Below are 25,440 nucleotides of genomic sequence, written 5' to 3'. Positions count from 1 at the left end.
TTCCTCGGGACTTCGTTCCATCAGGTGACAATGAAAACGATTATCGATAGCGTGTCCGCGACGGTATCCCACACGACTGGAAAAGGGGAGCTGTGGCTCATCTGTTGGTGGTCGAGAGCTGGGTCGGGTCGATGAGCCGACTGCTGCCACGGGCGATACGCGAGGGTGGGCACGAGTTCACCTTCCTCACCCGCGACCTGCACCACTATCTGCGTTCCGCTCCCGAGGGCGCGGCACACCCGCTGCTCGGGGCGCGCAACGTGATCACCGCGGACACCAATGACACCGAGGCGCTGCTGCCGGAGGTCGAGCGGCTGCACGCGGTGTTCGGCTTCGACGGGGCGATCACCTCCTGCGACTACTACCTGCCGACGGTCGCGCGTATCGCCGGACACCTCGGCCTGCCGGGGTCGAGGCCGGAGGCGGTCGAGAACGCCTGCCGTAAGGACGCCACCCGTCGCGTCCTGTCCGACGCCGGGGTGCCCGGGCCCCGCTTCGCCGTGCACGAGGAGTGGGCGGACATCGCGCGGGCCGCGCGGGAGATCGGCTACCCGCTGGTCGTCAAGCCCGTCGACCTGTGCGCGGGCATGTACGTACGGCGCGTGGACGATGAGGGCCAACTCGCCGCTGCCTGCGCGGCGTTGGCCGACTTCCCGGTCAATGCGCGCGGGCAGCGACGCGCGCCCACGGTCCTGCTCGAAGAGCTGCTGGACGGCCCCGAGGTGAGTGTCGAGACGGTGTCGCACGGGGGTGCGGTCCATGTGGTGGGCGTGACCGACAAGAGCGTCGGCGGGGTGCCCGCGTTCATCGAGACCGGGCACATGTTCCCCGCCGCGCTGACGGCCGCCGACACGGAGGCCGCCGAGCAGACCACGTTGAGCGCGCTCAAGGCGCTCGGGCTGGTGGACGGCGTGGTGGCGCACACCGAGGTCAAGCTGACCTCCGCCGGGCCGCGCGTGGTCGAGGTCAACCCGCGCCCCGCCGGGAACCGCATCACCGAACTCGTCCGCCACGTCACCGGCATCGACCTCGCCGCCGCCTGCGTGGACGTCAGCCTCGGCCGCGCCCCCGATCTGCGGCGCACGGACACCGGGCTGCGCAGTGCCGCCATCGGCTTCCTCGTGCCGGAGCGCACGGGCACGCTCGCCTCGCTGGACGGCGCCCCGCTACGGGACGCTCCCGGCGTGCTGGAGGTCCAGCTCGCGGAGCCGGGCAGGCAGGTGAAGGCGGCGGGCAGCAACAACGAGTACCTCGGGCACGTGATGGCCGGGGACCCGGACGGGGTCGGAGCCCGGAAGCGGGTCGAGGCGCTGCTCGCCGAGGTGCGGTCCGGACTGGTGATCCGATGACCGCCGACACCTCCGACATATCCGTCGGCAACACCGCCTGGGCCCCTTCCGTGATCCGCGGGGCGACGTACGACGATCTCGTGAGGCGGGTCCGCTCCGGCGAACTCGGACCCGACCCGCGTACCCGGCGGATCGCCGTGGCCTTCACCACGCGGCAGGCCGTACGGCACGACGGGCGCGGCACCGGCTACCGCAACGAGGTGCTCAGCCTGCGGCTCGCCGAGGCCGTCGGCTCGTGCGCGGTCGAGCCCGGCGCCCTGCCCGACAGCGCCGTGGAGGAGTGCGTCGGCGCCGATGTGGCCGGGCTTCTGGACCATCCGCTGCTTCCGGTGCGGGTGGCCGCGCTCGACGCCTACCTGATGCACATCGCTCCGCACACCCCGGAGCACGGGGCCCGTCCGGTCGCACTCCCCGCCGGGACGTCGCTGGAGAAGTCCCGGGCGCGGGCGCGGGCCGTCGTCGAACTGCTCGACCAGCCGCCGGGGGCGACGGTGCTCGTGATCGGCGTCGTCAACTCCCTCCTGGAGGCGCTGCGTTCGCACGGAATCGGCTATGTGCCGTGCGACCTCAAGGGTGGGGTGACGGAGTGGGACGAGCCGGTCGTCACCGACGCGCTCGCCGAGGCCGCCCGCTGCGACGCGCTGCTCGTCTCCGGGATGACACTCGGCAACGGAACCTTCGAGCCGCTGCGCGAACACGCACTGCGGAACGGCAAGCGGCTGGTGCTGTTCGCGCAGACCGGCAGCGCCGTACTGCCCCGGCTCCTGGGGCACGGGGTGAGCGCGGTGTGCGCCGAACCGTACCCGTTCTTCTGGCTGGACGGCGGTCCCGGCACCGTCCACCACTACCGGGCCGACCGCCCCGGGGGTGCCCGGTGACCGCGACAGCCGTCCGTCCCACAGCCCGCCGGGAACTGCTCGCCCTGCTCGGCCGTACGCCCATGGTCCGCATCGCCTCCGACCTGCCGGGTCCACACCCCGGCTTCTGGGCCAAGCTCGAAGGGCTCGCGGCGGGCGGTATGAAGGCGCGGGCCGCCGTGTCGATGCTGCTGGGCGCCAGCGAACGGGGCGAACTGCGCCCCGGCGCACCGGTGGTGGAGTCCACCTCCGGCACCCTCGGCATCGGGCTCGCCTTCGCCGGACAGGCCCTCGGCCACCCCGTGGTGCTGGTCGGCGACAGCGAACTGGAACCGTCCATGCGCCAGTTGCTGCGCGCCCACGGAGTGCGGCTGGAGCTGGTGGACCGTCCGGCGGAGAGGGGCGGCTGGCAGGCCGCCCGCCTCGCCCGGCTGCGGGAGCTGCTCGCCGAACTGCCCGGCGCGTACTGGCCCGACCAGTACAACAACCCCGACAACGTCGCCGGCTACGCGTCACTGGCCGCTGAACTCGCCGCCCAGCTCGACCACCTGGACGTCCTGGTGTGCAGCGTCGGCACCGGTGGCCACAGCGCGGGGATCATCGGCCCGCTGCGGCGGCACTGGCCCGCGCTCCGGCTGGTCGGCGTCGACGCCACCGGCTCCACGATCTTCGGTCAGCCCGCGCGGCCCCGTCTGATGCGCGGGCTGGGCAGCAGTATCCACCCGCGCAACGTCGCCCACGACGCCTTCGACGAGGTCCACTGGGTCGGCCCGGCGGAAGCCGTGGACAGCTGCCGTCGGCTCGCCCGGGGGAGTTTCGTCAGCGGCGGCTGGAGCACCGGCGCGGTCGCGCGGGTCTCCGCCTGGGCCGCCCGCGTCCACCCCGGGGCGGTCGTCGCCACCATCTTCCCCGACGGCCCGCACCGCTACCTCGACACCGTCTACGACGACGACTTCGCTGCCGCCCACGGCCTCGACCCGGCCACGGCGGCCACCCGGCCCGTCGAGATCCCGCACGCCGGTGCGGCCGAGGCCACGGGCTGGACGCGATGTACGAGGGTCACCGACCCATTGACTGCCGACCTGCTGTGGCCCGCCCCACCGGGGGCCGTCCCCCACCACCCGGAAGAAAACCTGTGAAAGCCAGCCAGCGCACCATCCGTCTGAACCTCACCGAGCCGCTGCGCATCTCACGCTCGACGATGGCCGCCCGCGACGCGGTATGGCTCAGCGTCGAACACGACGGGGTCAGCGGCCACGGCGAGGCCGTCACCAGCGTCTACTACGGCCTCGATGCCGAGACTTTGCGACGACTCCTCGCGGCCGTCGGCACGGACCTGGGCCGCTTTCGCCACCCCGAGAGCGCCCTGGAAGCCCTGCGGACGGGCGAGCTGCCCGGGGCGAGCACTCCCCCGGCCGTGACCGCCGCCCTCGACGCGGCGCTCCTGGACCTGGTCGGCAAGCGCGAGGGCACCCCCGTGCACCGCCTCCTCGGCGCCCCCGAACCTCCCGGCGCCGCCACCGCACGCACCATCGGCATCACCTCGCCGGGCCGTGCCGCGGCCGAGGCCCGCCGCCTCGCCGCGCGCGGCTTCGAGGTCCTCAAGGTCAAGGCGGGAACCCCCGACCCCGAGGACGACGTGGAGCGCGTACGCGTCATCCGCGACGCGGCACCCGGTGTCCGGCTGCTCCTCGACCCCAACGGCGCCTGGACCGTGGCGCAGGCCATGGCGCTGCTGCCGCGCTTCGCCGAACTCGGTGTGGAGGCCGTCGAACAGCCCCTCGCACCAGGCCACCCGGACGCGCTGGGAACTCTCGCCGAGCGCTCACCCGTGCCGATCATCGCCGACGAGGACGCCGTGGGCCTGGAGGACGTACGCCGTCTTGCCGGACGCGTCCAGGGCGTCAACGTCAAGCTCGCCAAGTGCGGCGGTGTGCACGCCGCCCTGCGCATCGCCGAGGCGATCGAGGGCAGCGGCACCGCGCTGATGCTGGGCTGTCTGACCGCCAGCAGCCTCGGCCTGGCGCCCGCTGTCCACCTCGCCGACCGCGCCCGCTGGGCCGACCTCGACGGACACCTGCTGCTGGCCCACGACCCGTGGTCGGGCATCGGCGGTGCCGACGGCTTCGTCCGCGCGAACACCGCTCCCGGGCTCGGAGTCCAGATGCGGGAGGTGAGCCGTGAAGACGTGGCATGAGATGCGCCGCTTCCCTGTCGCGATCCAGCTGCTGCTGGTCAACCAGCTCGGCGTCAACACCGGCTTCTACCTGCTCATCCCCTACCTCGCCACCCACCTCGACGAGAACCTGGGCATGTCGGCCGCCGTCGTCGGCATCGTCCTCGGCGTGCGCAACCTGAGCCAGCAGGGCCTGTTCATCATCGGTGGCTCCGCGGCCGACCGGCTCGGTGCCCGCGGCGTCATCATCGCCGGATGCGCCCTGCGCACGGTCGGGTTCGCGCTGTTCGCGCTCGGCGACAGCCTCGCCGTCCTGATCGCCGCGTCCGTGCTCAGCGGGTTCGCCGGGGCGCTGTTCAACCCCGCCGTGCGTGCCTACATCGCGCAGGAGGCGGGAGAGCGCAAGGCCGAGGCGTTCGCCCTGTTCAACGTCTTCGCCACGACGGGCGCGTTGATCGGCCCGCTGCTCGGCAGCGCACTGCTCCTGGTGGACTTCCGTACCTCGGCGCTCACCGCCGCCGCGATCTTCGCGGTCCTCACCGTGGCGCAGGCCCTGGTGCTGCCCGCGCGCGAGGTGGAGCCGAGCAAGGGCACGGTGCTCGCGGACTGGCGCGAGGTGCTCGGCCACCGCGCCTTCCTGGCGTTCGCGCTCGCCATGGTCGGCATGTTCACCCTGGAGAACCAGCTCTATCTGCTGCTGCCCGACGGAGCACGCCGGGCCACCGGCTGGGACGGCGCCGCCGGGCTCGTCTTCCTCGTCGGCACCCTCGCCAACCTCACGCTCCAGCTGCGCATCACCCGCGCCCTGAAGGTGAGCGGCGACCGGGCGCGTTGGATCACCGTAGGGCTCGGTCTGATGGCGCTGGCGTTCCTGCCGCCCACGCTGGTGGCGGGCGGCTCCGGCGGACCGGACGGCATCGCCGACGCGGTACTGCGCGCCCTGCCCGTGCTGGTCGGGGCGCTGCTGCTCTACCTCGGGGTGATGGTCGCGCAGCCATTCGTGATGGAACTCGTCCCCGGCTTCGGACGGCCCGAGCTGACGGGCACGTACTTCGGCATCTTCTACGTGGTCTCGGGCATCGCCGCCGCCCTCGGCAACGCCGTCGTCGGCTGGGCCATGGACGCCGGCGAGCGGGGCGACGCCGACTGGCTGCCCTGGGCGTGCTGTGCGCTGTTCGGGCTCGCCTCCGCACTCGGCGTGGCCTGGCTGCACCGGCTGGGCTCCCTGCCGACGACACCGAAGTCCGCTGCCCCGGCCGTGGTATCCGGCCACCCCGGACACGGTGCGACGAAGGAGACGAGGGAGAAGAGGGAGACGACATGACGACCACCACGGCGGGCTCGGGCGCCCACAATCTGCTCACCGACAACCCCGAGCTGTACGAGGCCAGGTTTCCCGATCCTGATCGGCTGGCCGCCCGCTGGACGGAGGACTGCCTGCGCCGGCACGGCGCCGGGCCGCGCGTCCTGGACCTGGGCTGCGGCACCGGCCGCGACGCCGCCCACCTCCACGGCGCGGGCCGCGACGTGACCGGGGCCGATCTCTCCGAGACGATGCTCGCGCACGCCCGCAGGCACCACCCGGGGCCCGCGTACGTCCGCGCCGACCTGCACGGGTTCGACCTGGGACAGGGCATGTCCGACGCGGTGGTGTGCCTGGACAGCGCGCTGCTGTACTGCCACACCAACGCCCAGCTCGACGGCTTCCTGTCGTCCTGCCGGCGCGCCCTCGTCCCGGGCGGGCTGCTCGTGGCGGAGATGCGCAACGGGGCCTACTTCCTCGGCCGTACGGACCTGCTCGACGCGCCTGCGGTCGGTGAGTTCACCTGGCAGGGCACCGCTTACCGGTCCACCACCACGCTCACGGTGGACCGCACGGCCCAGCTCCTGCGCCGTACCCGCGTATGGACCGCGGACGACGGATCCGCGCCCGTGGAACAGCACTCCGCGTGGCGGCTGCTGTTCCCGCAGGAGCTGCGCCATCTCCTGGCCGCGCACGGCTTCGAGGTCCTGGAGCTGCACGACGGACCGGGTCCGCGCACCGAGCCGCCCTGGCGCGAGGGCCACTCCCCCGGCCGTACGACCGACGCCGACCGGCTGCACGTGGTCGCCCGCGTCACCGAGCCCGCCCCCTCGGCTTCCTGAGGGCCGCGCCCGCGTCCCGTCGCCACTTCTCACACCCCGAGGAATCCCCATGCATGACGAACCCGCCCGCCACCTTCTTCCCGTGGGCGATCAGTTGGACGAGCACCACTTCCCCGGCCTGCGCCGCCGCGGCTTCCTCGCCGCCGCCGGTGCCGCGTCACTCGGCGCGTTCGCGCTCACCGGATGCGGCGGCACCGACGACACCCCGGGAGGGGACGGCAGCGCCGGTCCCCCCCGGCGCGGCGGACGGCTGCGCGCAGCGTTCGCCGGCGGTGGCGCGAGCGAGACCCTCGACCCGCACCTGACCAACCTCTTCGCCGACGCCGCCCGTGCGAAGGCCCTCTACGACAAGCTCGCCGACTACGACGCCGACCTGTCCGCCCAGCCCCGACTCGCCGAGAAGTGGGAGGCGAACAAGACCCTGGACCGCTGGCAGGTCACCCTCCGCAAGGCCACGTTCCACGACGGCAGGCCGGTCACCGCCAAGGACGTGCTGCACAGCTACCGCCGCATCGCCGATCCCCAGAAGGCGTTCCGCGCCAAGGCGTCCCTGGAACCCATCGACCTCGACGCGAGCCGCGCGACCGGCGAGCGGGGCATCGAGTTCGTCCTCAAGCGGCCCACCGCCGAATTCCCCAACGTCCTGGCCGCGTTCGGCGCGTACATCGTGCCGGAGGGCGCCACCGACTTCGACAAGAAGCCGATCGGTTCCGGCCCGTTCCGTTTCGTGTCCTTCTCTCCCGGCCGGTCTGCCGTCTTCCGCCGCAACGAGGACTACTGGGACGGTGCCCCGCACCTCGACGAGCTGGAGTTCGTCATCGCCAACGAGGAGTCCGCCCGGGTCAACGCCCTGCTCGGCGGGCAGGTCGAGTACGCCCACGAACTCAACCCCACCACCGCCCGCGCCCACGAGGGCAAGGGGCAGATCACCGTCATCCGGCTCCGGGGCAGCGACATGCAGGGCTTCGCGATGAAGACCGACCGGGCCCCCTTCGACGACAAGCGGGTGCGCCAGGCGTTCTTCCTGATCGCCGACCGCAAGGAACTGATCGACGGCGCCCTGTCGGGCGCGGGGGTGATCGGCAACGATCTGTTCGGCAAGGGCTACGAGTACTACGCCGACGGCCTCCCGCAGCGCGAACAGGACCTCGACCGGGCCCGCGCCCTGCTGAAGGCGGCCGGTGCCGAGAAGCTGAAGGTCACCCTCGACACCTCGGCGGTGGCCACCGGGTTCACCGAGGCCGCGAGCATCTTCCGCGACCAGGCCGCGAAGGCGGGCGTCACCATCAAGGTGAAGACGGGCAGCAAGGACTCGTACTGGAGCGACATCCTGGACAGCGGCGCCCTGTGCTCCTACCGCTCCGGCGCCATGCCCATCGAGGCCCACATCTCCCAGCGGCTGCTCATCGACTCCAGCACGAACGCCACCAAGTGGCACCACAAGGACTTCGACGCGCTCTACCAGCGGGCCCAGTCCACCAAGGACAAGGCCGACCGCGCCGCCGTCTACGCGCGCATGCAGCGCCGCCTGTACTCCGAGGGCGGCTTCCTGGTGTGGGGCTTCGCCGACGCGATCCTCGGAACCGCGCGCAACGTCAAGGGGGTCGAGTCCAAGGCCCCCGCCAACACCCTCGACTGGGCGCGTTTCGACAAGGTGTGGCTCGCATGAGCCCACTGCGATCCTTCGTCGCCCGGCGGCTGCTGCTCGGCGTCGCGCAGACCGTGGCCGTGGTGCTGCTGGTCTTCGCGCTCACCGAGGCGCTGCCGGGCGACGCCGCGGTCGCCCTGGCCGGCGACCAGCCCGACCCCGCGCGCATCGCCGCCATCCGTGAGTCGCTGCACCTGGACCGGCCCGCCTACGAGCGGCTGGCCGACTGGGCCGTGGGCCTGCTCCACGGCGACCTCGGGACCTCGCTCACCTCCGGCCGCCCGGTCAGTACGTACATCGCCGACGGCTTCGGGCCGACCCTGCTGCTGGCCGCGCTCGCCGCGGCGCTGCTCGTTCCGGCCGGTTTCGGCCTCGGGGTGCTGGCCGCCCGGTACGAAGGCCGCCTGGTCGACCGGCTGGTCAGCTCCGTGACGCTCGCCGTGTACGCGGTGCCCGAATTCGCTCTCGGAAGTCTGCTGGTGACCGTCCTCGCGCTCCGGCTGGAATGGCTGCCGCCGACCGCCGTCGGCTACGGCACCGACCTGCTCGGCCACCCCGCCGCGCTCGTGCTGCCCGTGCTCGTCCTGCTGTCCCGGCCGGTGTGCTCGCTGTCCCGGCTGGTGCGCGCCGGCATGGTCGACGCGCTCGCCTCCCCGTACGTGGCGCAGGCCCGTCGCTACGGCGTCTCCGGAGCCAAGGTCCGATACGCCCACGCCCTGCCGGTCGCCCTCGCTCCCGCCGCCCAGCAGTTGGCCCGCACCATCGACTGGCTGCTGTGCGGGGTCGTCGTCGTGGAGGCCCTGTATGTGATCCCGGGCCTCGGGACCGTGCTGCTGAACGCCGTCGCCGAGCGGGACGTGCCCGTGGTGCAGGGTCTCGCCGTCGTCTTCGGCGTCCTGACCGTCGTCCTCAACCTGGGTGCCGATCTGGTGACCCATCGGCTGGCGCCCCGGGCGGGGGTGGCCGCGTGAGCTTCCCTCCCGTCGCGGAGCGCGCTCCGCGCGAAGGCGGCCGCCCCATGCCGGTGCCCGGCCATGAGGCGAAAGGGCGTACGGGCCGCTTCGTGATCGGCCTCGCCGTCATCGCCGTACCCCTCGTACTCGCCCTCCTCGGCCCGCTCTTCGCGGGCGCCCCCGGCCCGCGGGACGCGTCCCTCACCCTCGGCGACGGCCACTGGCTCGGCACCGACTTCGTCGGGCGGGACGTGTGGCAGCAAGTGCTGCACGGCGGGCGTCCGGTCGTGCTGACCGCGCTCGGCGCGACCGCACTGTCCTATCTGGTCGCCCTCCCGGTGGGACTGGTCTGCGCGCTCACCCACCACCGCTGGCTGGAGGAGCTGCTGATCCGGCCCCTGGACGTGCTGCTGGCCGTGCCGTCGCTGCTGCTGATCCTGCTCGTCGCCTCGGTGTTCTCCCCCGGCGCCGTCGGCCTCGCCCTGCTGGTCGCGCTGGTCAATGTGCCCGACGCGGTCCGTATCGTGCGGGCCACCGCGGCCGAGGCTGCCGCCCGCCCGGCGGTCGAGGCCCTGCGCATGCAGGGCGAGACGTGGTGGCGCATGGCCGTCGGTTACGTCGGGCGCTCCATGCTGCGCACCCTGGCCGCCGACGCCGGCACCCGGCTGACCGGCGTGCTGTACCTGGTCGCCACGGCCGCGTTTCTCGGCGTCGGGGTCGCGCCGGACGCCGCCGACTGGGCGGTCATGGTCGACCGCAACCGCACCGGTCTGTTCGTCCAGCCGTGGGCCGTGGTCGTCCCCGCCGTACTGATCGTCGCCCTGACGATGGGCACCAACCTCCTCTTCGACGCCGCGCTCGCGGGCAGCCGACGGCACACCCGAAACCGGGACGAGAAGACCAGGATCAACCGGAACCGGGCAGGAGAGCCACGTCCGTGAACCATGACAACGACACCACAGACTCCGCAGCGCCCCTCGGCCACGGCACCCGGCCCGCCGCCGAGGTCCGCGGCCTTCGCGTGGAGATCGGCGGCAGGGCGATCGTCGACGGCGTGCATCTCAAGGCCCTGCCCGGCAAGGTCACCGCCCTGGTGGGCGCTTCCGGCAGCGGCAAGACCACCACCGGCCTCGCCCTGCTCGGCGAGTACCCGCCCGGCGCGCGGGTCGGCGGCGACGTCCGCCTGGCCGCCGAGGGCCGGGTCGGCTACATCCCCCAGCACCCGGCGGCCGTCCTCAACCCCGCCCGCCGAGTCTCCGCCCTCCTGACCGACATCGCCCGCTCCCAGGTACGCCACCTTCCCCGCGCCCGGCGCCGGGCGGCGGCCCGCGAACGTGTCCTGCGGGCCCTGGAGGAAGCCCAGATCCCCGGCGGTGAGGCCCTGCTGCGGCGCTACCCGCATCAGCTGTCCGGCGGCCAGCAGCAGCGCGTCGTCCTCGCCCAGGCGCTTCTGCTCGGCGCCCGCGTCATCGTCGCCGACGAGCCCACCACCGGACAGGACGCCCTGACCAAGCGCCGTATCGTCGACCAGCTGGCGGCCGTCGCCGCACGGGGCATCGCCGTCGTGCTGCTCAGCCACGACCTGGACGTGGCCCGCGCCCTCGCCGACGATGTCCTGGTCATGCGCGCCGGGAGGATCGTGGAATCGGGCCCCGCCGAACGCCTGTGGAGCGCACCCCGCCACCCGTGGACCCGCGAACTACTCACCGCCCGACCGGAGTTCGCGCCCCCCGCCCCCTCAGCCGGAATCGGTGAGCCCGTCCTGCGGATACACGGCCTCACCGCCCGCCACCGCGACGGCGGCGCCCATGGCCGCCCGACCACGGTGCTGCACGTCCCCGAACTCAACCTGCACCCCGGCGCGTGCCTGGCCGTCGTCGGCCGCTCGGGCAGCGGCAAGACCACGCTCGCCCGCTGCCTTGCCGGACTCCACCGGGACTACGAAGGGAAGATCATCCTCGACGACACCGCTCTGCCCCGCACGCTGCGCACCCGCGACCGCGCGCAACTGGCGGCCGTGCAATACGTCTTCCAGGACTCACGCGCCGCCTTCGACGAACACCGGCCCGTCCTGCACCAGGTCGCCCGCACCGCGATACGCCTGCGCGGCACCGACAAGGACACGGCACGGCAGGAGGCCCTGGCCACCCTGACCCGCCTCGGCCTGCCGGAGGAACTGGCCGCCAGGCACCCCGGGCAGCTCTCCGGCGGCGAACTCCAGCGCGCCGCCCTCGCCCGCGCCCTGCTCGCCCGGCCCCGCGTCCTCATCTGCGACGAGATCACCTCCGGCCTCGACACGGTCAGCCGCCGCGGCCTGCTGGAGCTTCTCGCCCAGTTGCTCCAGGACCGCGACGACCTTTCGCTGGTCCTCATCACCCACGATCTGGACATCGCGGCCCTCGCCCACCACATCGCCGTCCTCGACGCCGGAGAACTCGTCGAGCAGGGGACGGCCCCCCGCGTACTGACCGCACCGGAGCACCCCTTCACCGTCTCCCTCATGGAGACCACGGCACGCCTGGAGGCGGGAACGGGACGGTGAGCGGTTCCCGAGAGGTCCAGGCTGCTCAACAACGGTGGGTCGGTCGGCGGCGGCTCCGGCCGGGACACCGGGGCGGGGGCCACCAGCGGCCGCCGGCGCACCGTCTCCTCCGCCTCTCAGTTGAGGTGCGCGACATGCCGTGGGGCGGGCGCCGCACGCAACCGGTCCGGGAGCGTGCCGTCCTCCGGCATTCCGGCGCGCAGCCGCTCTCCCACGGCCTCCGCGTCGGCCTCGGTGACGAGAGGTCCGATGCGCACGACCGGCCCGCTGGGCCAAGCGCCGGGCCGATCTCCTGCGCGCTCACCGGCACCACCTGGGCCGACTTCCTCCGCAACCAGCCCACAGCCCTTCTCGCCTGCGACCTCTTCGAAGTCCGCACTCTGACCGGAGCGCGCCTGTACGCCTTCGCCGTCATCGAGCACACCACGAGCAGTCTGATTTCGTGATCTTGCGGCGGACCCGGCTGGGAACGGGTACGGCCACCGCGTGATCATCACGCCCGGCCCCGCGGACGCGCCCTTTACCACCCCATGCTCGCGAGCGGGGCCCCACCCTACGCCGGGGTGTCCGCGACCCTCGAGATGAGGAAGCACTGCACGAGAGCGGAGAGCACGGCACGATCAGCCCACGAAAACCGCGGCCGACCTGTCGGCGAAGCACAGCGACCTCATGACGAAGCACGAGGACCTCGGCGTTGTTCGCGGCGGTCGATCGGCCCAGCAAGAGCAAGCAGCCCAGCAGCCGGCAGAAGATCAGGAGAGCAGTTGCAGACCCACAATCATTGATCATGCCCACACGCAGGCAATCGCAAAGTCCCAGGTCAACCACCGTACGACAATAAAGACACCCTTCACAAAGCACCGCTCGACTCACCGGGACTGCTGAACGGATGCCGGATCGCGGCCGGCGGCCAGGCAGGAGCGGTATATGGCCGCCGGAAAGTGCGATGCCCGGAGCCAATCTCGAACGGCTCGCCATCTCCGGGCAGTTGGACCTCGGCCCTGGTGTTGGGCGGGACGCACACCTCCACCACCAGCGTCTCGCCCTCGATCCGCCAGCCCGCCTCCGCGCGGCCGTACGGCGTCTCGTGCGCCGCCTTGGCGAAGACGAGGTCCGCGCCAGGGACGGGCGCGATACGCAGTCGGCGCCAGCCAGGTTCGGCGGCCTCGAGCCCGGCGACCCTCCGGTGCAGCCAGTCGGCGACGGCTCCGAGGGCGTAGTGGTTGAACGAGGTCATCTCGCCCGGGTTGATGCTCCCGTCAGGCAGCATCGAGTCCCATCGCTCCCACACGGTCGTCGCCCCCATGGTCACCGGGTACAGCCACGACGGACAGCCCTGCTCCAGCAGCATGCCATACGCCAGCTGCGGCTCGCCGCCCGCGCAGAGCGCGTCGCAGATCAGCGGCGTACCGGCGAACCCGGTTGCGATGCGGAAGCCGGACTTGCGCACGAGCAACGCCAACCGCTCGGCGGCACCGAGCCGCTGACGTACCGTCGGCAGCAGCGAGAAACACAGGGCGAGCGCGTACGCCGTCTGCGCGTCGCTCGACAACCGCCCGCCCGGGGTGACGAACTCCTCGCCGAACGCGGCCCGTACGGACCGCGCCAGCTCCTCGTACCGCACGGCGTCGTCCTCCTCGCCCAACAGCCGTGCGACTTCTGCGAGTACGTCGGCCGAGCGGGCGACGTACGCGTTCGCGACGAGGTCGCCGTCGGTGCGGGCGGCTCCGGGGTCCTCAGGCGGGGCGGCCGGGTCGAGCCAGTCGCCGAGCTGGAAGTCCTGACGCCACAGGCCGCCGCCTTCCTCGACGAGACGCGCACTGGTCTCCACCCAGCCGCGCATGCTCGGATACTGGGTGCGCAGCACCCCCAGGTCGCCGAAGCGCCGGTAGAGCGTCCACGGCAGCAGCACGGCGACGTCGGCCCATACCGCGTGCGGGATCCCGCCGAACTCCAGCGGCAGCACGTCGGGGACCACCAGCGGCGGCACCCCATCGGCGCGGGCGAACTGTTCGGCGGCGAGGTCGCGCAGCCAGCCGCCGAGCATGCCGGAGCAGTCATAGAGGAAGGACGCCGTGGGGGCGAAGACCTGGATGTCACCGGTCCAGCCGAGGCGTTCGTCGCGCTGCGGGCAGTCGGTGGGGATATCCAGGAAGTTGCCGCGCATCCCCCAAACGACGTTCTCGTGAAGGCGGTTGACCAGTTCGTGCGAGGACTCGAACCAGCCGGTGCGGGCCATATCGGTGTGCAGGACGACGGCTTCGACAGCGGAAGGGTCCAATTCGCCGGGCCAGCCCTCCACTTCGGCGTAGCGGAAACCGTGGAAGGTGAAGCGGGGTTCGTACGTCTCCACGCGTCGGCCCGCGAGTGTGTACGTGTCGGTGGCCGCGGCGAGGCGCAGTGGGCGTACGCCGAGTTCGCCGTGTTCCAGCACCTCCGCGTGCCGCAGGGTGATCGTGTGCCCGGCCGGTCCCGAGACGCGGATGCGCAGACGGCCCACGAGGTTCTGGCCGAAGTCGAGCACGGTCCTGCCGGAGGGTGTGGTGATGACCTCGACGGGGGTGAGGGTCTTGGTACGGCGCACGGGCGGGCCGGTCGGTGCCACCAACTCGGCCTCAGGGGCGGGCAGTTCGGTGACTGGTGACCAGTCGGAGGTGTCGTGCCCCGGTTCGGACCAGCCCGGCCGCGCCAGCCGGGCGTCGTACACCTCACCGTCGTACAGCTCCGACCGCACCACCGGACCGGTTGTCGCGCGCCACGCCTCGTCGGTGCGGATCGTGGTCACGGTGCCGTCGGGGTGGGTCACCTCTAGTTGGGCGAGGAGCGCGCGATGATCGCCGTAGAGGTTGCGTCGGCCGCCGTGGAAACCGAGCCGGCCCGTGTACCAGCCCTCGCCGAGGAGAGCCCCGATCGCATTGTCGCCCTCGCGCAGCAGGTCCGTGACGTCGAAGGTCTGGTAGCGCAGGCGGTGGTGGTACGAGGTCCAGCCGGGGGCGAGGACGTGGTCGCCGACGCGGGTGCCGTTGATCTCGGCCTCGTAGACGCCGTATGCCGTGATGCGGAGGCGGGCCGATGCGACGGCCTTGTCAAGGGTGAAGGTGCGGTGCAGCAGGGCCACCGGGAGCGAGGCGTCGGCAGGTTCCCGGTCGGGGGTGATGGGGCGGGCGGTCCAGTCGGTACGGGTGAGCAGTCCCGTCTCCGCGTGGGTGACCGGCGACCAGGCGGAGGGCTCGGCGCCCTCGCCCCAGACCTGGACCCGCACCCCGACCCGGCTGCCCGAGCCGAGCGCCGGGCCAGGCCACGCCACCAGTACCGAGTCGGCGCTCGCCACACGCCCGGTGTCGGTGAGGACTGTCCCTTCGGCGTCCGTGATCTCGATCCGGTACGCCTGCTGGATCCAGCCCGGTGTGTCGGTCTCGCTGCGCCAGCTCAGGCGGGGGCGGGACTCGCCGATGCCGAGCGGTTCGCGGTGGTGTTCCAGGACAGGCGCGGTGACCTTCATCGAATGGCTTCCTTCTCCCGTACGGCGGTTGCGACCGTGGCCCGGCCCTGCGGTGCGATGCCGCGGACGATCCACACACCCATCACACCGGAGCCGGCGACGCACGCTGTGGTGATCCACAGCACCGCCGAGCCGCTGGCCGCCATCAGCGCGGGCGTCGCGAGGCCGGCGAGACCGCACAGGGCGCGGCTGAGGCCGTAGGTCAACCCCTGTGTGGTGGCACGGAGCTCCTCGGGGAACGCCTCCTGGGACCAGATCTTGTAGTTCGCCTCGCCGGCGAACTGGTTCACGACGTTGTACAGCAGCAGGAAGAAGATCATCGCCGCGATCACCGATCCGCCGGTCGAGGCGGCCACGGCAAAGGCGAGGACCTGGAGCGCCGCGCAGACGTAGAAGAGCCGGTCGCGCCAGGGGGTGTCGGCCAGCCGTACGAAGGCCAGCGAGCAGGCGAGAGCCACGGGGAGGCCGGCCAGGCCGATTCCTGTGGCGAGGGTCTGAGAGGCGCCGCTGACGGTGGTCAGGAAGTAGGTGCCGTACTGGCCCATGGTGTTGGCGGCGAGGTTCCAGGTGAGGTAGAAGCCGCCGGTCGCGAGGAGCGGCACGAGGATCGGCTTCGCGGCGAGGCGGCGTAGCGCTCGGGCGTCAATGCCTTCGGCCCCTCCGCCCTGCTCGGCCTCCTCCAGCACCGGAGACAGACGCAGGCGGTTGCGCAGAACCCAACTGATCAGGGCGACGACACAGAGGTGGGCGAAGAGGATCTGGGCGGAGAGGTAGCCCAGCGTGGAGGTGCCGAAGCCGATCGCGATCGCGGCCGTGATGCCGACGACCCACATGGTCTGGGTCGCGCCGATCAGCCGGCCCCGGACCGAGCGCGGCGAGTGCTCGGAGACCATGGCGAGCGAGGTCGGCAGATCGGCACCGGCCGCGAGACCGCCGACGATCATGCCCGTGAAGAGAACGGCGCTGTTGGGGGCGAAAACCAGCAGGGCGGCACCGATGGCGTACACAAGGATGTCGATGCCGTACACACGCTTGCGTCCGAAGCGATCGGCGAGGCGACCGCCGACGAGCGAGCCGAGGGCGATGGAGAAGGTCAGAGCGGCACTCAGCGCGCCGACGCTCCAGGACGACAGGTGGAAGCGGCTCTGCCAGAAACCGAGTGACAGACCGGAGGAGACGATGATGCCGGCGTCCAGATAGGAGGCCATCCCGGACAGGACAGCCAGGCGCCACTGGGCGCGGGTCACTCGAGGCTTGCCGGGCCAGCTGGAGATGGCGTCGTTGCTCATAAGAGCGGCCTTTCGGGGAGCAGAATTCGGGGACGGAGGGCTGGATTCGTCACGGCGGGAATGACACGTGCAACCGCCCCTGAAGCAGAACGTGAAACGTTTCAATGAATCGTGAGCCCGTGACGGCATCCCGTCAAGGGCTCCGACAGAGGAATCTGCACAGCCTTGCGAACGGCCAGAGGCGCTCCCAGCTGCCGATGAGCGACCGGGACAAGGATGCGGAGATCCTGGCCCTCCGCCGCCAGATCACGGTGCTCGAACGTCAACTCGGCGGTGACCGAGTGCGGTTCCCTCCGGGCGACGGGCGTTCCTGGCGGCTCTGCTGCACCGGTTGCCGTTGCCGGTTCTGCGGCAGGTGCGGCTGCTCGGACGTCCTGACACGGTGCTGCGCCGGCATCGCTGCCCGTCGGGGACCCCGCCCGCGAGGACGTGGCGCTCGGCCCGATCATCGACCGGCAGCAGCTGGAGCGGGTGCACGGCATCGTCACCGACAGCGTCGCGGCGGGCGCGACGCTGGCCGCGGGCGGCGAGATCGACGGCGCCGGCGCCGGCACCGCGATCCACTCCGACGCCGACACGCCAATGCCTCCCGCCCCAAACGGCCAGGGCGCCCCCACAAGCCGGGATTCTCCCGGTCACCGAGGTGTTCCACGACGTAGTCCCGCACGTCGTCCAGGACCTCTTGCCGCGTCCCACTCGATCCGGTTCAGCAGCCGGTGGATGCGATCGGGACCGCCATGACCGGCCTCCTCCGCCAGCGTCCAGCCGTTCTTCCGCTCCAGCGGCGCGACCAGCCCCCGCATACCCGACGGAACCCTCAGCGTGTCGCCGTCCGCCGCCCCAGCAGATACGGCGCCCCGACCAAGGCATCGGGCCAGGGGCAGCAGCGGATGAGCCCTGCCGTCTGCTGCGGGCGGAGTGTCCGCGGATGGCGGGTTCGTGGTGGGACTGATCAGGCGTTCACGAGCGGCTTGATGGTGGTTTCTCGCTGTTGTGCCCAGTTCTCCAGTGTGGTGCGGCAAGCGTGGTCGAGGTGGCGCACCTGGGAGAGGTCGAGTTCGACGGGTCGGTCGTGAGGGACTGCTTCGAGGGTGGCGACAATATAGGGCAGGCGGAGGAAGGTGGCGTAGCCGGTGAGGGTGACGATGAGTCGGCCGTCGGTTGTCTCGTGGGTGTCGAGGTGAACGTTGGAGGTTTCCCAGGCGCTCTTGATCACGGCGAGGACGATGCCGAGGAGGACGCCTTCGAACATATTGGTGGTGATGATGGCGACCGCGGTGGCGGCCAGGATGAGGGCTTCGCCGCGGTGGGTGCGCCACAGGGGCAGGAGGTCCTTGACGGGGATGAGTTTGCAGCCTGCGTGGATGAGGACTCCGGCGAGTGTGGCCAACGGGATGATGCCGATCGCGGCCGGCAGGAGGGCGGCGAAGAGCACGAGCCACAGGCCGTGCAGGATGCGGGACAGCTTCGTCTTGGCCCCGGCCTGGACGTTGGCGGAGCTGCGCACGATAACGGCGGTCAGCGGTAAGGCTCCGAGGATGCCGCAGACGGTATTGCCCACGCCCTGAGCCATCAACTCCTTGTCGTAGTCGGTGCGGGGGCCGTCGTGCATGCGGTCGACGGCGGCGGCGCTGAAGAGGCTTTCGGCCGAGGCGATGAGGGCGAAGGCGATGACGGTACCGAGGGCGGCGAGGCTGCCCAGCGAGGTGAAGTTGTCCATTCCCGGTGGCTGGATGGCGGACAGGAGTCCTTGGACTTCGACGCGGGGGACGGACCAGCCGGCCACGGTGGTGGCGGCGGTGGCCAGTGCGACGCCGGCGAGCGGCGCGGGCAGGATCTGTGCCTGGACCGGGAGTTTCTTCCACAGGACGAGGACGGCGATGGTGGCTGCCCCGATGGCGAACGCGGTGAGGGCCTGGCGGGAGGTGGCGATCTCGGTGACCAGGCGGGGCACTTGGAGGATCTTGTCGAGCCCCGAGCGGGGCTGCTTGACGTTGGCCATGGTGTAGAGCTGGCCGAAGATCAGAACGAGGCCGATGCCCGCGAGCATGCCCTGGACGACGGCTACCGATATCGCGCGGAAGAATCGGCCGAACCCGAGGGCACCCAGGGCGAGTTGGACCAGGCCCGCGAGCAGGACGATGGCGCCGAGAGCGCCGAGCCCGAATTCCTGCACGGCCTCGAAGACCAGGACGGTCAGGCCGGCGGCCGGGCCGCTGACCTGTAGGGAGCTGCCGGGCAGGATGCCGACGACCAGGCCGCCGACGATGCCGGTGATCAGGCCGAGTTCGGCCGGCACTCCCGAGGCCACGGCCACTCCCACGCACAGGGGCACGGCGACCAGGAAGACGACGAGGGAGGCTAGGACGTCATGCCGCAGGTGGGCAGTTTTTCCGAGGGTGGGGAGCATCAGTGGACTTCCTCGCACGACGGAAGTGAAAGTGGGGAGGTAGCCGGCGGCCCATGGTGCGGGCGGAAGCCGGTCACAGCGGCCGGAAAGACGTCTCGTCCGGCCCGTACTGCTGCACCGCTCCGGTGTGCACCTCGTAGTACCAGGCGTGCACTGCCAAGGTGCCCGCCGCGACCCGCTCTGCGATGCAGGGGTGGGTGTGCAGCCGCTCCAGCTGAGTGACCGCGTGGCGCTGGACCGCCTCGGCGAGGTCCGGCGTAGCAGGCGTGGTGGTCTCGGGCTTGGTTGCCGCGCGCTCGAGCCAGCCTCGTACGGCGGGCAGGCCCGACAGATCGCCTCCGCTTACCAGAGCCTTGACCGCGCCGCAGTGGGAGTGTCCGCACACGATGACGTCGCGGACGCCCAGCACGCTCACCGCGAACTCGATGGTAGCCGCCTGACCGGTGAGGTGGTCTCTGCTGTACTCGGGAACGATGTTGCCCGCTGTGCGCAGCTCGAAGAACTCGCCCGGCCGTGCGCCGGTGATCAGGGACGGCACCACGCGCGAGTCGGAACAGGAAATGAACAGGACCTCGGGGTTCTGACCGGCCGAAAGGGCGCGGAACTCCTCAGCGCGCTCGGCCACGTGCGTGGTGAAGGATCGTGCGTTGTCAACCAGGAACTTCATGGTGGCCCTTTCTCCTGCGCCCCAAGCGTGCCTGTGGCGCGGGTGTTCAGGTCATCAGGGGAAGAGTGGTCTCCGACGTGCCCGAAGGACATGGCAGCCGGTGTGCTCCTGCGTCATCGTCGACGCGGACAGGCGATCCGAGGACGGGACGACGCTCGCGCCTGGTGCCGATCGCCCCGCCACCGCACGGCGGCGTGGCAGGAACGCCCGTGGCCCGGGGAGCGACCGTACCCACCGGAGTCTCGGATCGTATGGAACCCGTCGCCACTCCATCAGCACATCTCCGCCGAGTATGTGTCCGTTGGCCAGACCATGCGTACCGCTGTGTCAGTGCGTCAAGGCGACACAACTTGGCTACCGCGAACATCTCTTTGCCTGAAGATTACCTCACGACCGAAGGTCAAGTCATGGTCAATAATTGCTCCATTCAGGAATTGTCGCATTACCGAACATGACGTGCGCAGGCGTGCGCCCCGCACGATCAAGCCACAGTCGCGGTAGAACGAACTGGATGTCCGAAGTGTGAAGCCCCTGGGCAGTCTCGTATGGATCAGTAGAGCCCAGGCCGACGCGGACGGGGACCTCGACTGGGTCGTGCCGGTGGACTCCACGGTCGTGCGGCAGGCCCTTGGCATCCGTCCTCACCCCCGGACAGGCCGGGGATGCTCCCGCTTTCGCCGAAGTGATGTCCCAACTCGCGGCCGCGGCGCACCAATCATGATCTGTGACTGTCGATGGAGACTCATCGGCCGTCGCCCGCCCTTTCGGCAGATTCGCATCTGCGCGGCCGTCCAACGGGGCCGATCATGTGCCAGAGGTGGGGCCCATGGCGATGAACGAGCTCATGTTGCTGACCAGTGCATAGCGAACACCGCCTCATCATCCCAACCGACGACGTCACAGGATCAGGAGGAAGAGGAAGAGGAAGAGGAAGAGAGGATGAAGCCGGTGTAACCACTCCGGGTCGCGGCGTCGCACTCCTCCCGGTACCGGTCCAGTCCGCCCGCGTAGGCGAGGAACACGCGGGGTTTGCCCGGGACGTTCGCTCCCGTGTACCAGGAGTCCGCCGCCGGGTAGAGCGTACGGGCGGCGATCTCTGCCACGCGCACGCCCCAGTCCGCCTCGGCGCCCGGGGCGACGTCGATCTCCGTGAGGCCGTTTCTCCTCAGGTGGGCGATGCAGTCGGTGATCCACTCGACTTGCTGTTCCAGGGACACTGCGATGTTGGTGAGCACGGACGGACTCAGCGGCCCCAGGAGGGTGAAGAGGTTGGGGAAGCCGACCGAGGCGAGCCCCAGATAGTTCCGGGGGCCGTCCGCCCACCTCTCCCGGAGCGTCACGCCGCCCTTGCCCACGATGTCGATGGCGAGTTGGGAACCGGTCAGGGCGTCGAAGCCGGTGGCGAAGACGATCGTGTCGAGGACGTGCTCCCCGTCCGAGGTCCGGATGCCCCGGGGCGTGATCGTCTCGATCGGGGTCGTGCGCAGGTCCACCAGCGACACGTGCGGCAGGTTGTAGGTGGCGTAGTAGCCGGTGTCCAGACAGGGACGTTTGGTCGCGAACGGGAACGTGCGCGGGGAGAGCAGTTCGGCAGTCGCCGAGTCGGTGACGATCGACCGGATCTTGGACCGGACGAACTCGGCCACGGTCTCGTTGGCCGCCTCGTCGGTCAGGATGTCAGTGTAGGTGCGCAGTAGCCCGTTCAGGAAACCCGAGTCCCAAGCGGCCTCGTAGGCGGCAGTGCGCTCCGCCTCGTCCGCCTCCAGAGCCGACCGGGTCGGTGGCTCGAAGACGGTCCCGCCCCGGGACAGCCGTTGGGCCCGCCTGAACTCCGGGTAGCGAGCCTTGAGTTCCGCGACCTCCGTGGCCCGCAGCGGGCGGTTGTGGGCCGGCAGCACGTAGGCCGGGGTGCGCTGGAAGACGGTGAGGGCGGCCGCCTCCTCGGCGATGACGGGGATGGCCTGGACACCTGAGCATCCGGTACCGATCACGGCGACCCGCTTGCCGGTGAAAGAGACGTCCTCGCGCGGCCACCGGGCGGTGTGGTAGATGGGGCCCGTGAAACTGTCGGCGCCGGATATCCCGGGGTCCTTGGGGACCGACATGCAGCCCGTCGCAAGGACGACGAACCGGGTGGTGACGGCCCGTCCGGTGTTCGTGGAGACCTGCCAGAGGTGACTGTCCTCGTCGTACACGGCGCGGGTGACCCGGGTACGCAGCATGACGTCCCTGCGCAGGTCGAAGCGGTCTGCGACGTGGTGGATGTAACGCAGGATCTCCGGCTGGGAGGCGTAACGTTCGCTCCACTCCCACTCCTGGTCCAGTTCCGGGGAGAAGGAATAGGAGTAGGACATGCTCTCTATGTCGCAGCGGGCCCCGGGGTACCGGTTCCAATACCAGGTTCCGCCAATGTCGTCACCAGCCTCGAGGATTACCGCCGTCAGGCCGAGCTCGCGCAGCCGGTAGAGCTGGTAGAGACCGGAGAGCCCGGCCCCGACGATGACGGCATCGACCGGGTGGGCAGCGGAATGCGGGCCGGGGGTGGCAACCATCGGGGTCTCCTGTTCTGCCGGATCATCTTGAGGACCGGATGCGGACACGTGCGGTGTGAAGGGCGGCGAGGTGGACGGTGGCGGTGTTTCCATGACGAACGGCCGGGCCGCGTCACTGCGCGAGGTCGGCCCTTCCTCACGGGCGCCGGCGTGTGCCGCTCAGCGCCACCGTCGGGATCACCGCCAGGGCGAGGGCCCCCGCCGCCGTCGCCAGGGCCGGGTAACCGCTGCTGCCCACCACCAGGCCCGAAACCATGCCACCCGTCGCGCCCGCCACGGACATCCCCACGTCCGCCAGGCCCTGCACCGCAGCGCGGTTCTCGGCGGGGGCGGCGTCCGTGATCAGGGCCGTGCCGCCGAGCAGGGCCAGGTTCCAGCCGACGCCGAGAAGTACGAGCGCGCAGGCCAACAGCGTGGCGGAGGTCGGTGGGACGAGGCCCGCGAACAGGCCGGCGCCCAGCAGGACGGCACCGGCCGCGGCAGCGACCCGCCGTCCGCCGATCCGGTCCGCGAGCAGGCCGCTCAGCGGTGACGGCAGGAACATCGCGCCCACGTGCAGGGCGATGACCAGACCCACCGCCTGCGTCGCATGGCCGTGGCCGGTCATGTGGACGGGCGTCATCGTCATCACGGCGATCATCACCAGCTGCGCGGTGATCATCACCGCGGCGCCGGTGATGACACCAGGGGTGTCGCGCACCGGGCGGTGGACCTCTGTGCCGGGCTCGGCCACGGCATCGCGGGCTTTCTGGGGCTGCGCCAGGAGCAGCGGATCCGGGCGCAGCCACACCAGCAGCACCAGGGTCGCGGCCGTGTAGGCGGCCGCCGCCAGCAGGAAGGGGCCCGCCAGCCGTGGGATGCCCCAGGCGTGGGCGAGGCTGCCGGTGGGGCCGATCAGGTTCGGGCCCGCGACCGCGCCCAGTGTCATGGCGAACAGCACGGTTCCGGCGGCCCGGCCGCTTCGCTCGGGCGGGGCGAGGTCGGCGCCCGCGTAACGCGCGAGCAGCCCCGTGACCGTACCCGCCCCGTACACGAAGAGGGCGGCCAGTAGCAGGGCGGGCCAGCGCGCCGCGGCTCCCGCGACCACGCCCGCGCTGCCCAGTGCGGCGATTCCATTGCCGAGCGCCAACCCCGGGCCGCGCCCGAAGCGCTGACAGACGCGGCCGAGGACCGCGGCTCCGAGAGCCGCACCGATGGTGTACAGCGCGGCCGGCAGCCCGGCCAGGCTGGTCGAGCCGAGCAGGTCCTGGGCGAGCAGCGCGCCGACCGTGATGCCGGCCGCCATGCCGGCGCCGCCGAGCGTCTGCGAGACGACGATTACCGTCAGAGCACGGCGCTGTTCCCGGGAGAAGCCCGCCGCCGGGGTCAGCGGGGCCGTCTGGGTCACGCGCGGCCCCGCGCCGGGGCCGCCGGGCTGTCGGGCGTCTGTGCGTCGTCGGCCAGGGCGGCTATCTCTCCCAGGGACATGCCGAGTTCGTCGTGCAGAAACCGCACGATCGTCCAGTGCGGCAGGCCGTCGGCGTCGAACGGTCCGAACGCGGCCGTGTAGAGAGGGATCCAGCGCAGGGCCTCCTCGGCGGCGGCCTTCCGCCCGGGGGCTTCCTGGTAGGCGTCGTAGGAAATGCTCCGGTGGTGGATAAAGTGACCGCCGGGCAGCCGCTGCTCGCACAGGTCCCGGTACTCGCGCGTCTGCAGGATGAGGTAGTGCCATATCTCGTCGATGTCCTGCTCGACGGGGAGGAAGAGGCCGCCGAGCCGGTCGGGGTGGCGGGAGACGAGGTAGAGGTAGCGCAGGCACTCGCGGACCTGGTGCCGGATTACGGATGCGGACGGAGCGTCGGACTTGGCCGTGAAGTGCCGCACCACCTCCTCGTGCAGAGCCGGGCCGAGCAACTCCTCGGCGGTGGGCGCCCGTTCAGCGGTGGTGTCCGAGGGGGCGTGGGCTGCGGATGTGGGCATGAGGCTCCTGTCGGGAGGTCGTCACCGGGCGCGTCGGACCGGCACGCGCGCAGGAACGGCCGTTACGGAAGGGGGTCTCAGGACGGGTCGGGCATGGTCAGCCAGGCGTACTTGCCGGAGCGCCCGATGGGTATGCCGGCGCGGTGTTCCACCTGACAGGCGCGCCCGGTCAAGGCGCTGACGGACGCGGACAGCTCGGCCGCCTCGCCAGGTGTGAGCGGCGCGTCGTCGAAGGTCGTGTACGACAGGCGGCACTCGCCTTCGCCGCTCAGGTGCAGCTGGTACAGGAAGACGCGAGTGCAGACGCCGGCGATACAGGCGTCGAGGTCGGCCTGGGAGACGAGCCCTTCGGATGTGGGCAGCAGTTCCTTCTCCCGCCCGCAGAAGGAGACGATCCGCTCCGGGTCGGCGCTGCCGTCGCGGGTGCGGACGCAGTCACCGGATCGGTAGCGGACCAGCGGCATGTATGGGTTGCGGACGCTGGTGACGATGAGGCTGTGGATGCCGCTGCCCGGTTCCACCGGGATCAGCTCGACGCTCATGTCCTCCAGGTAGGGCTGGTAGCAGCCTTCGGCATCGCGATAGAAGAGGTAGCCGAGTTCGGTGCTGCCGAAGAGGTCGACCACCGGGCAGTCGAAGTGGGCGCGCAGGTAGGCGCGGACGTTCGACGGCGTGTACTCGTAGGCGTGGACGATACCGGCCGGGCGGGGAAAGTCGTCCCACAGGCCCCACGCGGAGACTTTACGGACCAGGTGCGCCAAATGGTAACCGGAGCAGTCCAGCAGATAGGAGCCGCTGTGGTGGGCGGTGGCCGCCTCGCGGATCTCGGCGAGCATGCGCTCGACCTCGCCGCGGTCCCAATCGGCCGGATTCAGGCGGCGGTTGAGATACAGCGTACGGTCGTCGAGCCAGCGTTCACCGGGTGTCGTACCGGGCTTGCGGGCGTTCACGCGGGCCACGTGCTCGGTGGCGAGGACGGTGGTCAGTGAGACCCGCCGGGCGCCGTCGTGCCACGAAGCGCCGAGATCGGGGTGCTCGCTCCACAGGCGGTAGTAGGAGCGGAGCAGGAAGTAGGGCGGCCGGATGAGCTGCATGCGGGCGTGGTTGGTACCGGTCGACAGCACGAACTCGGCTTCTCCCGCCTCCAGTGCGCGGGCCAGCTCGGGAGTCATCCAGTTGTCGGGGAAGCCCCGGGCGATCTCCGGCTTCTCCAGGATCGGGAAGTGGCCGCGCTCGATGGAAGCGCGGTAGATCGGGATGTCGCGCACCCTGTCCAGGACATCTGCACTCGGCATGCGGTTCACGGGGGCTCTCCGGGGGCGGTGTCGGCGGCGGGAGGAGCGAGCAGGACTGCCGGCGCGGCGAAGGCCGCGCCGGCAGCGAGGGGCATC

19 protein-coding genes and 3 pseudogenes are annotated in these 25,440 nt (G+C 71.2%); 12 read left to right on the top strand and 10 right to left on the bottom strand.

All coding sequences use genetic code 11. From position 1 onward, the window contains the following. Positions 1–92: 92 nt before the first annotated feature. The 10 genes from LCH29_RS39490 to LCH29_RS39445 are packed head-to-tail and all read left to right on the top strand — an operon-like array spanning position 93 to position 11,670. On the top strand, positions 93–1,349 hold the full coding sequence (locus tag LCH29_RS39490) for an ATP-grasp domain-containing protein (RefSeq protein ID WP_446466505.1): 1,257 nt from the start codon (positions 93–95) through the stop codon (positions 1,347–1,349). After that, positions 1,346–2,227: a Rossmann-like domain-containing protein gene (locus LCH29_RS39485; RefSeq protein ID WP_446466504.1), complete on the top strand. Its 882-nt coding sequence runs from the start codon at positions 1,346–1,348 to the stop codon at positions 2,225–2,227. Before LCH29_RS39490 ends, LCH29_RS39485 begins: the two co-directional genes overlap by 4 nt. Next, entirely contained in the window at positions 2,224–3,345 is a 1,122-nt protein-coding gene (locus tag LCH29_RS39480) for a PLP-dependent cysteine synthase family protein (RefSeq protein ID WP_446466503.1), read from the top strand. Before LCH29_RS39485 ends, LCH29_RS39480 begins: the two co-directional genes overlap by 4 nt. Continuing rightward, positions 3,342–4,403 (top strand): dipeptide epimerase, encoded by a 1,062-nt coding sequence (locus tag LCH29_RS39475; RefSeq protein ID WP_446466502.1) that lies wholly within the window; start codon positions 3,342–3,344, stop codon positions 4,401–4,403. The genes LCH29_RS39480 and LCH29_RS39475 overlap by 4 nt, the downstream gene beginning before the upstream one ends. Then, positions 4,387–5,706 (top strand): MFS transporter, encoded by a 1,320-nt coding sequence (locus LCH29_RS39470; protein ID WP_446466501.1) that lies wholly within the window; start codon positions 4,387–4,389, stop codon positions 5,704–5,706. The genes LCH29_RS39475 and LCH29_RS39470 overlap by 17 nt, the downstream gene beginning before the upstream one ends. Next, the gene (locus LCH29_RS39465; RefSeq protein WP_446466500.1) at positions 5,703–6,527 is read left to right on the top strand and encodes a class I SAM-dependent DNA methyltransferase; all 825 of its coding nucleotides are present in this window, start codon (positions 5,703–5,705) and stop codon (positions 6,525–6,527) included. The genes LCH29_RS39470 and LCH29_RS39465 overlap by 4 nt, the downstream gene beginning before the upstream one ends. A gap of 49 nt (positions 6,528–6,576) precedes the next feature. Continuing rightward, entirely contained in the window at positions 6,577–8,196 is a 1,620-nt protein-coding gene (locus LCH29_RS39460; protein WP_446466499.1) for an ABC transporter substrate-binding protein, read from the top strand. Continuing rightward, positions 8,193–9,146, top strand: coding sequence for an ABC transporter permease (locus LCH29_RS39455; RefSeq protein ID WP_446466498.1), 954 nt, complete (start codon positions 8,193–8,195; stop codon positions 9,144–9,146). Before LCH29_RS39460 ends, LCH29_RS39455 begins: the two co-directional genes overlap by 4 nt. A gap of 47 nt (positions 9,147–9,193) precedes the next feature. Then, entirely contained in the window at positions 9,194–10,069 is an 876-nt protein-coding gene (locus LCH29_RS39450; RefSeq protein ID WP_446466523.1) for an ABC transporter permease, read from the top strand. Next, complete coding sequence (locus LCH29_RS39445) at positions 10,066–11,670, top strand: ABC transporter ATP-binding protein (RefSeq protein ID WP_446466497.1); 1,605 nt, start codon at positions 10,066–10,068, stop codon at positions 11,668–11,670. Before LCH29_RS39450 ends, LCH29_RS39445 begins: the two co-directional genes overlap by 4 nt. Positions 11,671–11,786: 116 nt before the next feature. On the opposite strand, the gene LCH29_RS39440 is transcribed toward LCH29_RS39445, so the two are convergent. Further along, the gene (locus LCH29_RS39440; RefSeq protein ID WP_446466526.1) at positions 11,787–11,927 is read right to left on the bottom strand and encodes a hypothetical protein; all 141 of its coding nucleotides are present in this window, start codon (positions 11,925–11,927) and stop codon (positions 11,787–11,789) included. Between the two features lie 51 nt (positions 11,928–11,978). Here LCH29_RS39440 and LCH29_RS39435 point away from each other — a divergent pair. Next, positions 11,979–12,098 (top strand): annotated as a pseudogene (locus LCH29_RS39435) (integrase); the annotation flags it as partial. A 422-nt stretch (positions 12,099–12,520) separates the two neighbouring features. Here the strand turns inward: LCH29_RS39435 and LCH29_RS39430 are convergent. Together LCH29_RS39430 and LCH29_RS39425 are read right to left on the bottom strand one after the other, a co-directional pair. Further along, positions 12,521–15,172 carry a family 78 glycoside hydrolase catalytic domain gene (locus LCH29_RS39430; RefSeq protein ID WP_446466496.1) on the bottom strand — a complete coding sequence of 884 codons (2,652 nt, stop codon included), beginning with the start codon at positions 15,170–15,172 and terminating at the stop codon, positions 12,521–12,523. Further along, positions 15,169–16,461: an MFS transporter gene (locus LCH29_RS39425; RefSeq protein ID WP_446466495.1), complete on the bottom strand. Its 1,293-nt coding sequence runs from the start codon at positions 16,459–16,461 to the stop codon at positions 15,169–15,171. Before LCH29_RS39425 ends, LCH29_RS39430 begins: the two co-directional genes overlap by 4 nt. A gap of 384 nt (positions 16,462–16,845) precedes the next feature. On the opposite strand from LCH29_RS39425, the pseudogene LCH29_RS39420 reads away from it, so the two are divergent. Then, positions 16,846–17,049: pseudogene (locus tag LCH29_RS39420) on the top strand (aldehyde dehydrogenase family protein); the annotation flags it as partial. A gap of 40 nt (positions 17,050–17,089) precedes the next feature. On the opposite strand, the pseudogene LCH29_RS39415 reads toward LCH29_RS39420, so the two are convergent. From LCH29_RS39415 to LCH29_RS39385, 7 genes and pseudogenes are all read right to left on the bottom strand, one after another. Then, a pseudogene (locus LCH29_RS39415) lies at positions 17,090–17,264 on the bottom strand (IS701 family transposase); the annotation flags it as partial. Positions 17,265–17,413: 149 nt separating this feature from the next. After that, positions 17,414–18,871: a SulP family inorganic anion transporter gene (locus tag LCH29_RS39410; protein ID WP_446466494.1), complete on the bottom strand. Its 1,458-nt coding sequence runs from the start codon at positions 18,869–18,871 to the stop codon at positions 17,414–17,416. Positions 18,872–18,944: 73 nt separating this feature from the next. Next, positions 18,945–19,538, bottom strand: a complete 594-nt coding sequence (locus LCH29_RS39405) for a carbonic anhydrase (protein ID WP_446466493.1) — start codon at positions 19,536–19,538, stop codon at positions 18,945–18,947. Between the two features lie 905 nt (positions 19,539–20,443). After that, positions 20,444–22,090: a flavin-containing monooxygenase gene (locus tag LCH29_RS39400; RefSeq protein WP_446466492.1), complete on the bottom strand. Its 1,647-nt coding sequence runs from the start codon at positions 22,088–22,090 to the stop codon at positions 20,444–20,446. A gap of 136 nt (positions 22,091–22,226) precedes the next feature. Next, on the bottom strand, positions 22,227–23,477 hold the full coding sequence (locus tag LCH29_RS39395) for an MFS transporter (protein WP_446466491.1): 1,251 nt from the start codon (positions 23,475–23,477) through the stop codon (positions 22,227–22,229). Beyond that, complete coding sequence (locus LCH29_RS39390) at positions 23,474–24,049, bottom strand: hypothetical protein (RefSeq protein ID WP_446466490.1); 576 nt, start codon at positions 24,047–24,049, stop codon at positions 23,474–23,476. Before LCH29_RS39390 ends, LCH29_RS39395 begins: the two co-directional genes overlap by 4 nt. A gap of 77 nt (positions 24,050–24,126) precedes the next feature. Continuing rightward, complete coding sequence (locus tag LCH29_RS39385; RefSeq protein ID WP_446466489.1) at positions 24,127–25,353, bottom strand: hypothetical protein; 1,227 nt, start codon at positions 25,351–25,353, stop codon at positions 24,127–24,129. Between the last annotated feature and the right edge of the window lie 87 nt (positions 25,354–25,440).

The organism is Streptomyces sp. BRA346 (assembly GCF_052851135.1).
The sequence above is the reverse complement of the archived record's forward strand: the minus strand, read 5'-3'. Positions and strand labels throughout refer to the sequence as shown.

Excerpts from the sequence above, each read along its gene's own strand:
- LCH29_RS39450 (WP_446466523.1), top strand. The coding sequence starts at position 9,194 with ATGCCGGTGCCCGGCCATGAGGCGAAAGGGCGTACGGGCCGCTTCGTG.
- LCH29_RS39455 (WP_446466498.1), top strand. The coding sequence starts at position 8,193 with ATGAGCCCACTGCGATCCTTCGTCGCCCGGCGGCTGCTGCTCGGCGTC.
- LCH29_RS39430 (WP_446466496.1), bottom strand. The coding sequence starts at position 15,172 with ATGAAGGTCACCGCGCCTGTCCTGGAACACCACCGCGAACCGCTCGGC.
- LCH29_RS39390 (WP_446466490.1), bottom strand. The coding sequence starts at position 24,049 with ATGCCCACATCCGCAGCCCACGCCCCCTCGGACACCACCGCTGAACGG.
- LCH29_RS39410 (WP_446466494.1), bottom strand. The coding sequence starts at position 18,871 with ATGCTCCCCACCCTCGGAAAAACTGCCCACCTGCGGCATGACGTCCTA.
- LCH29_RS39425 (WP_446466495.1), bottom strand. The coding sequence starts at position 16,461 with ATGAGCAACGACGCCATCTCCAGCTGGCCCGGCAAGCCTCGAGTGACC.
- LCH29_RS39405 (WP_446466493.1), bottom strand. The coding sequence starts at position 19,538 with ATGAAGTTCCTGGTTGACAACGCACGATCCTTCACCACGCACGTGGCC.
- LCH29_RS39465 (WP_446466500.1), top strand. The coding sequence starts at position 5,703 with ATGACGACCACCACGGCGGGCTCGGGCGCCCACAATCTGCTCACCGAC.
- LCH29_RS39400 (WP_446466492.1), bottom strand. The coding sequence starts at position 22,090 with ATGGTTGCCACCCCCGGCCCGCATTCCGCTGCCCACCCGGTCGATGCC.
- LCH29_RS39460 (WP_446466499.1), top strand. The coding sequence starts at position 6,577 with ATGCATGACGAACCCGCCCGCCACCTTCTTCCCGTGGGCGATCAGTTG.
- LCH29_RS39485 (WP_446466504.1), top strand. The coding sequence starts at position 1,346 with ATGACCGCCGACACCTCCGACATATCCGTCGGCAACACCGCCTGGGCC.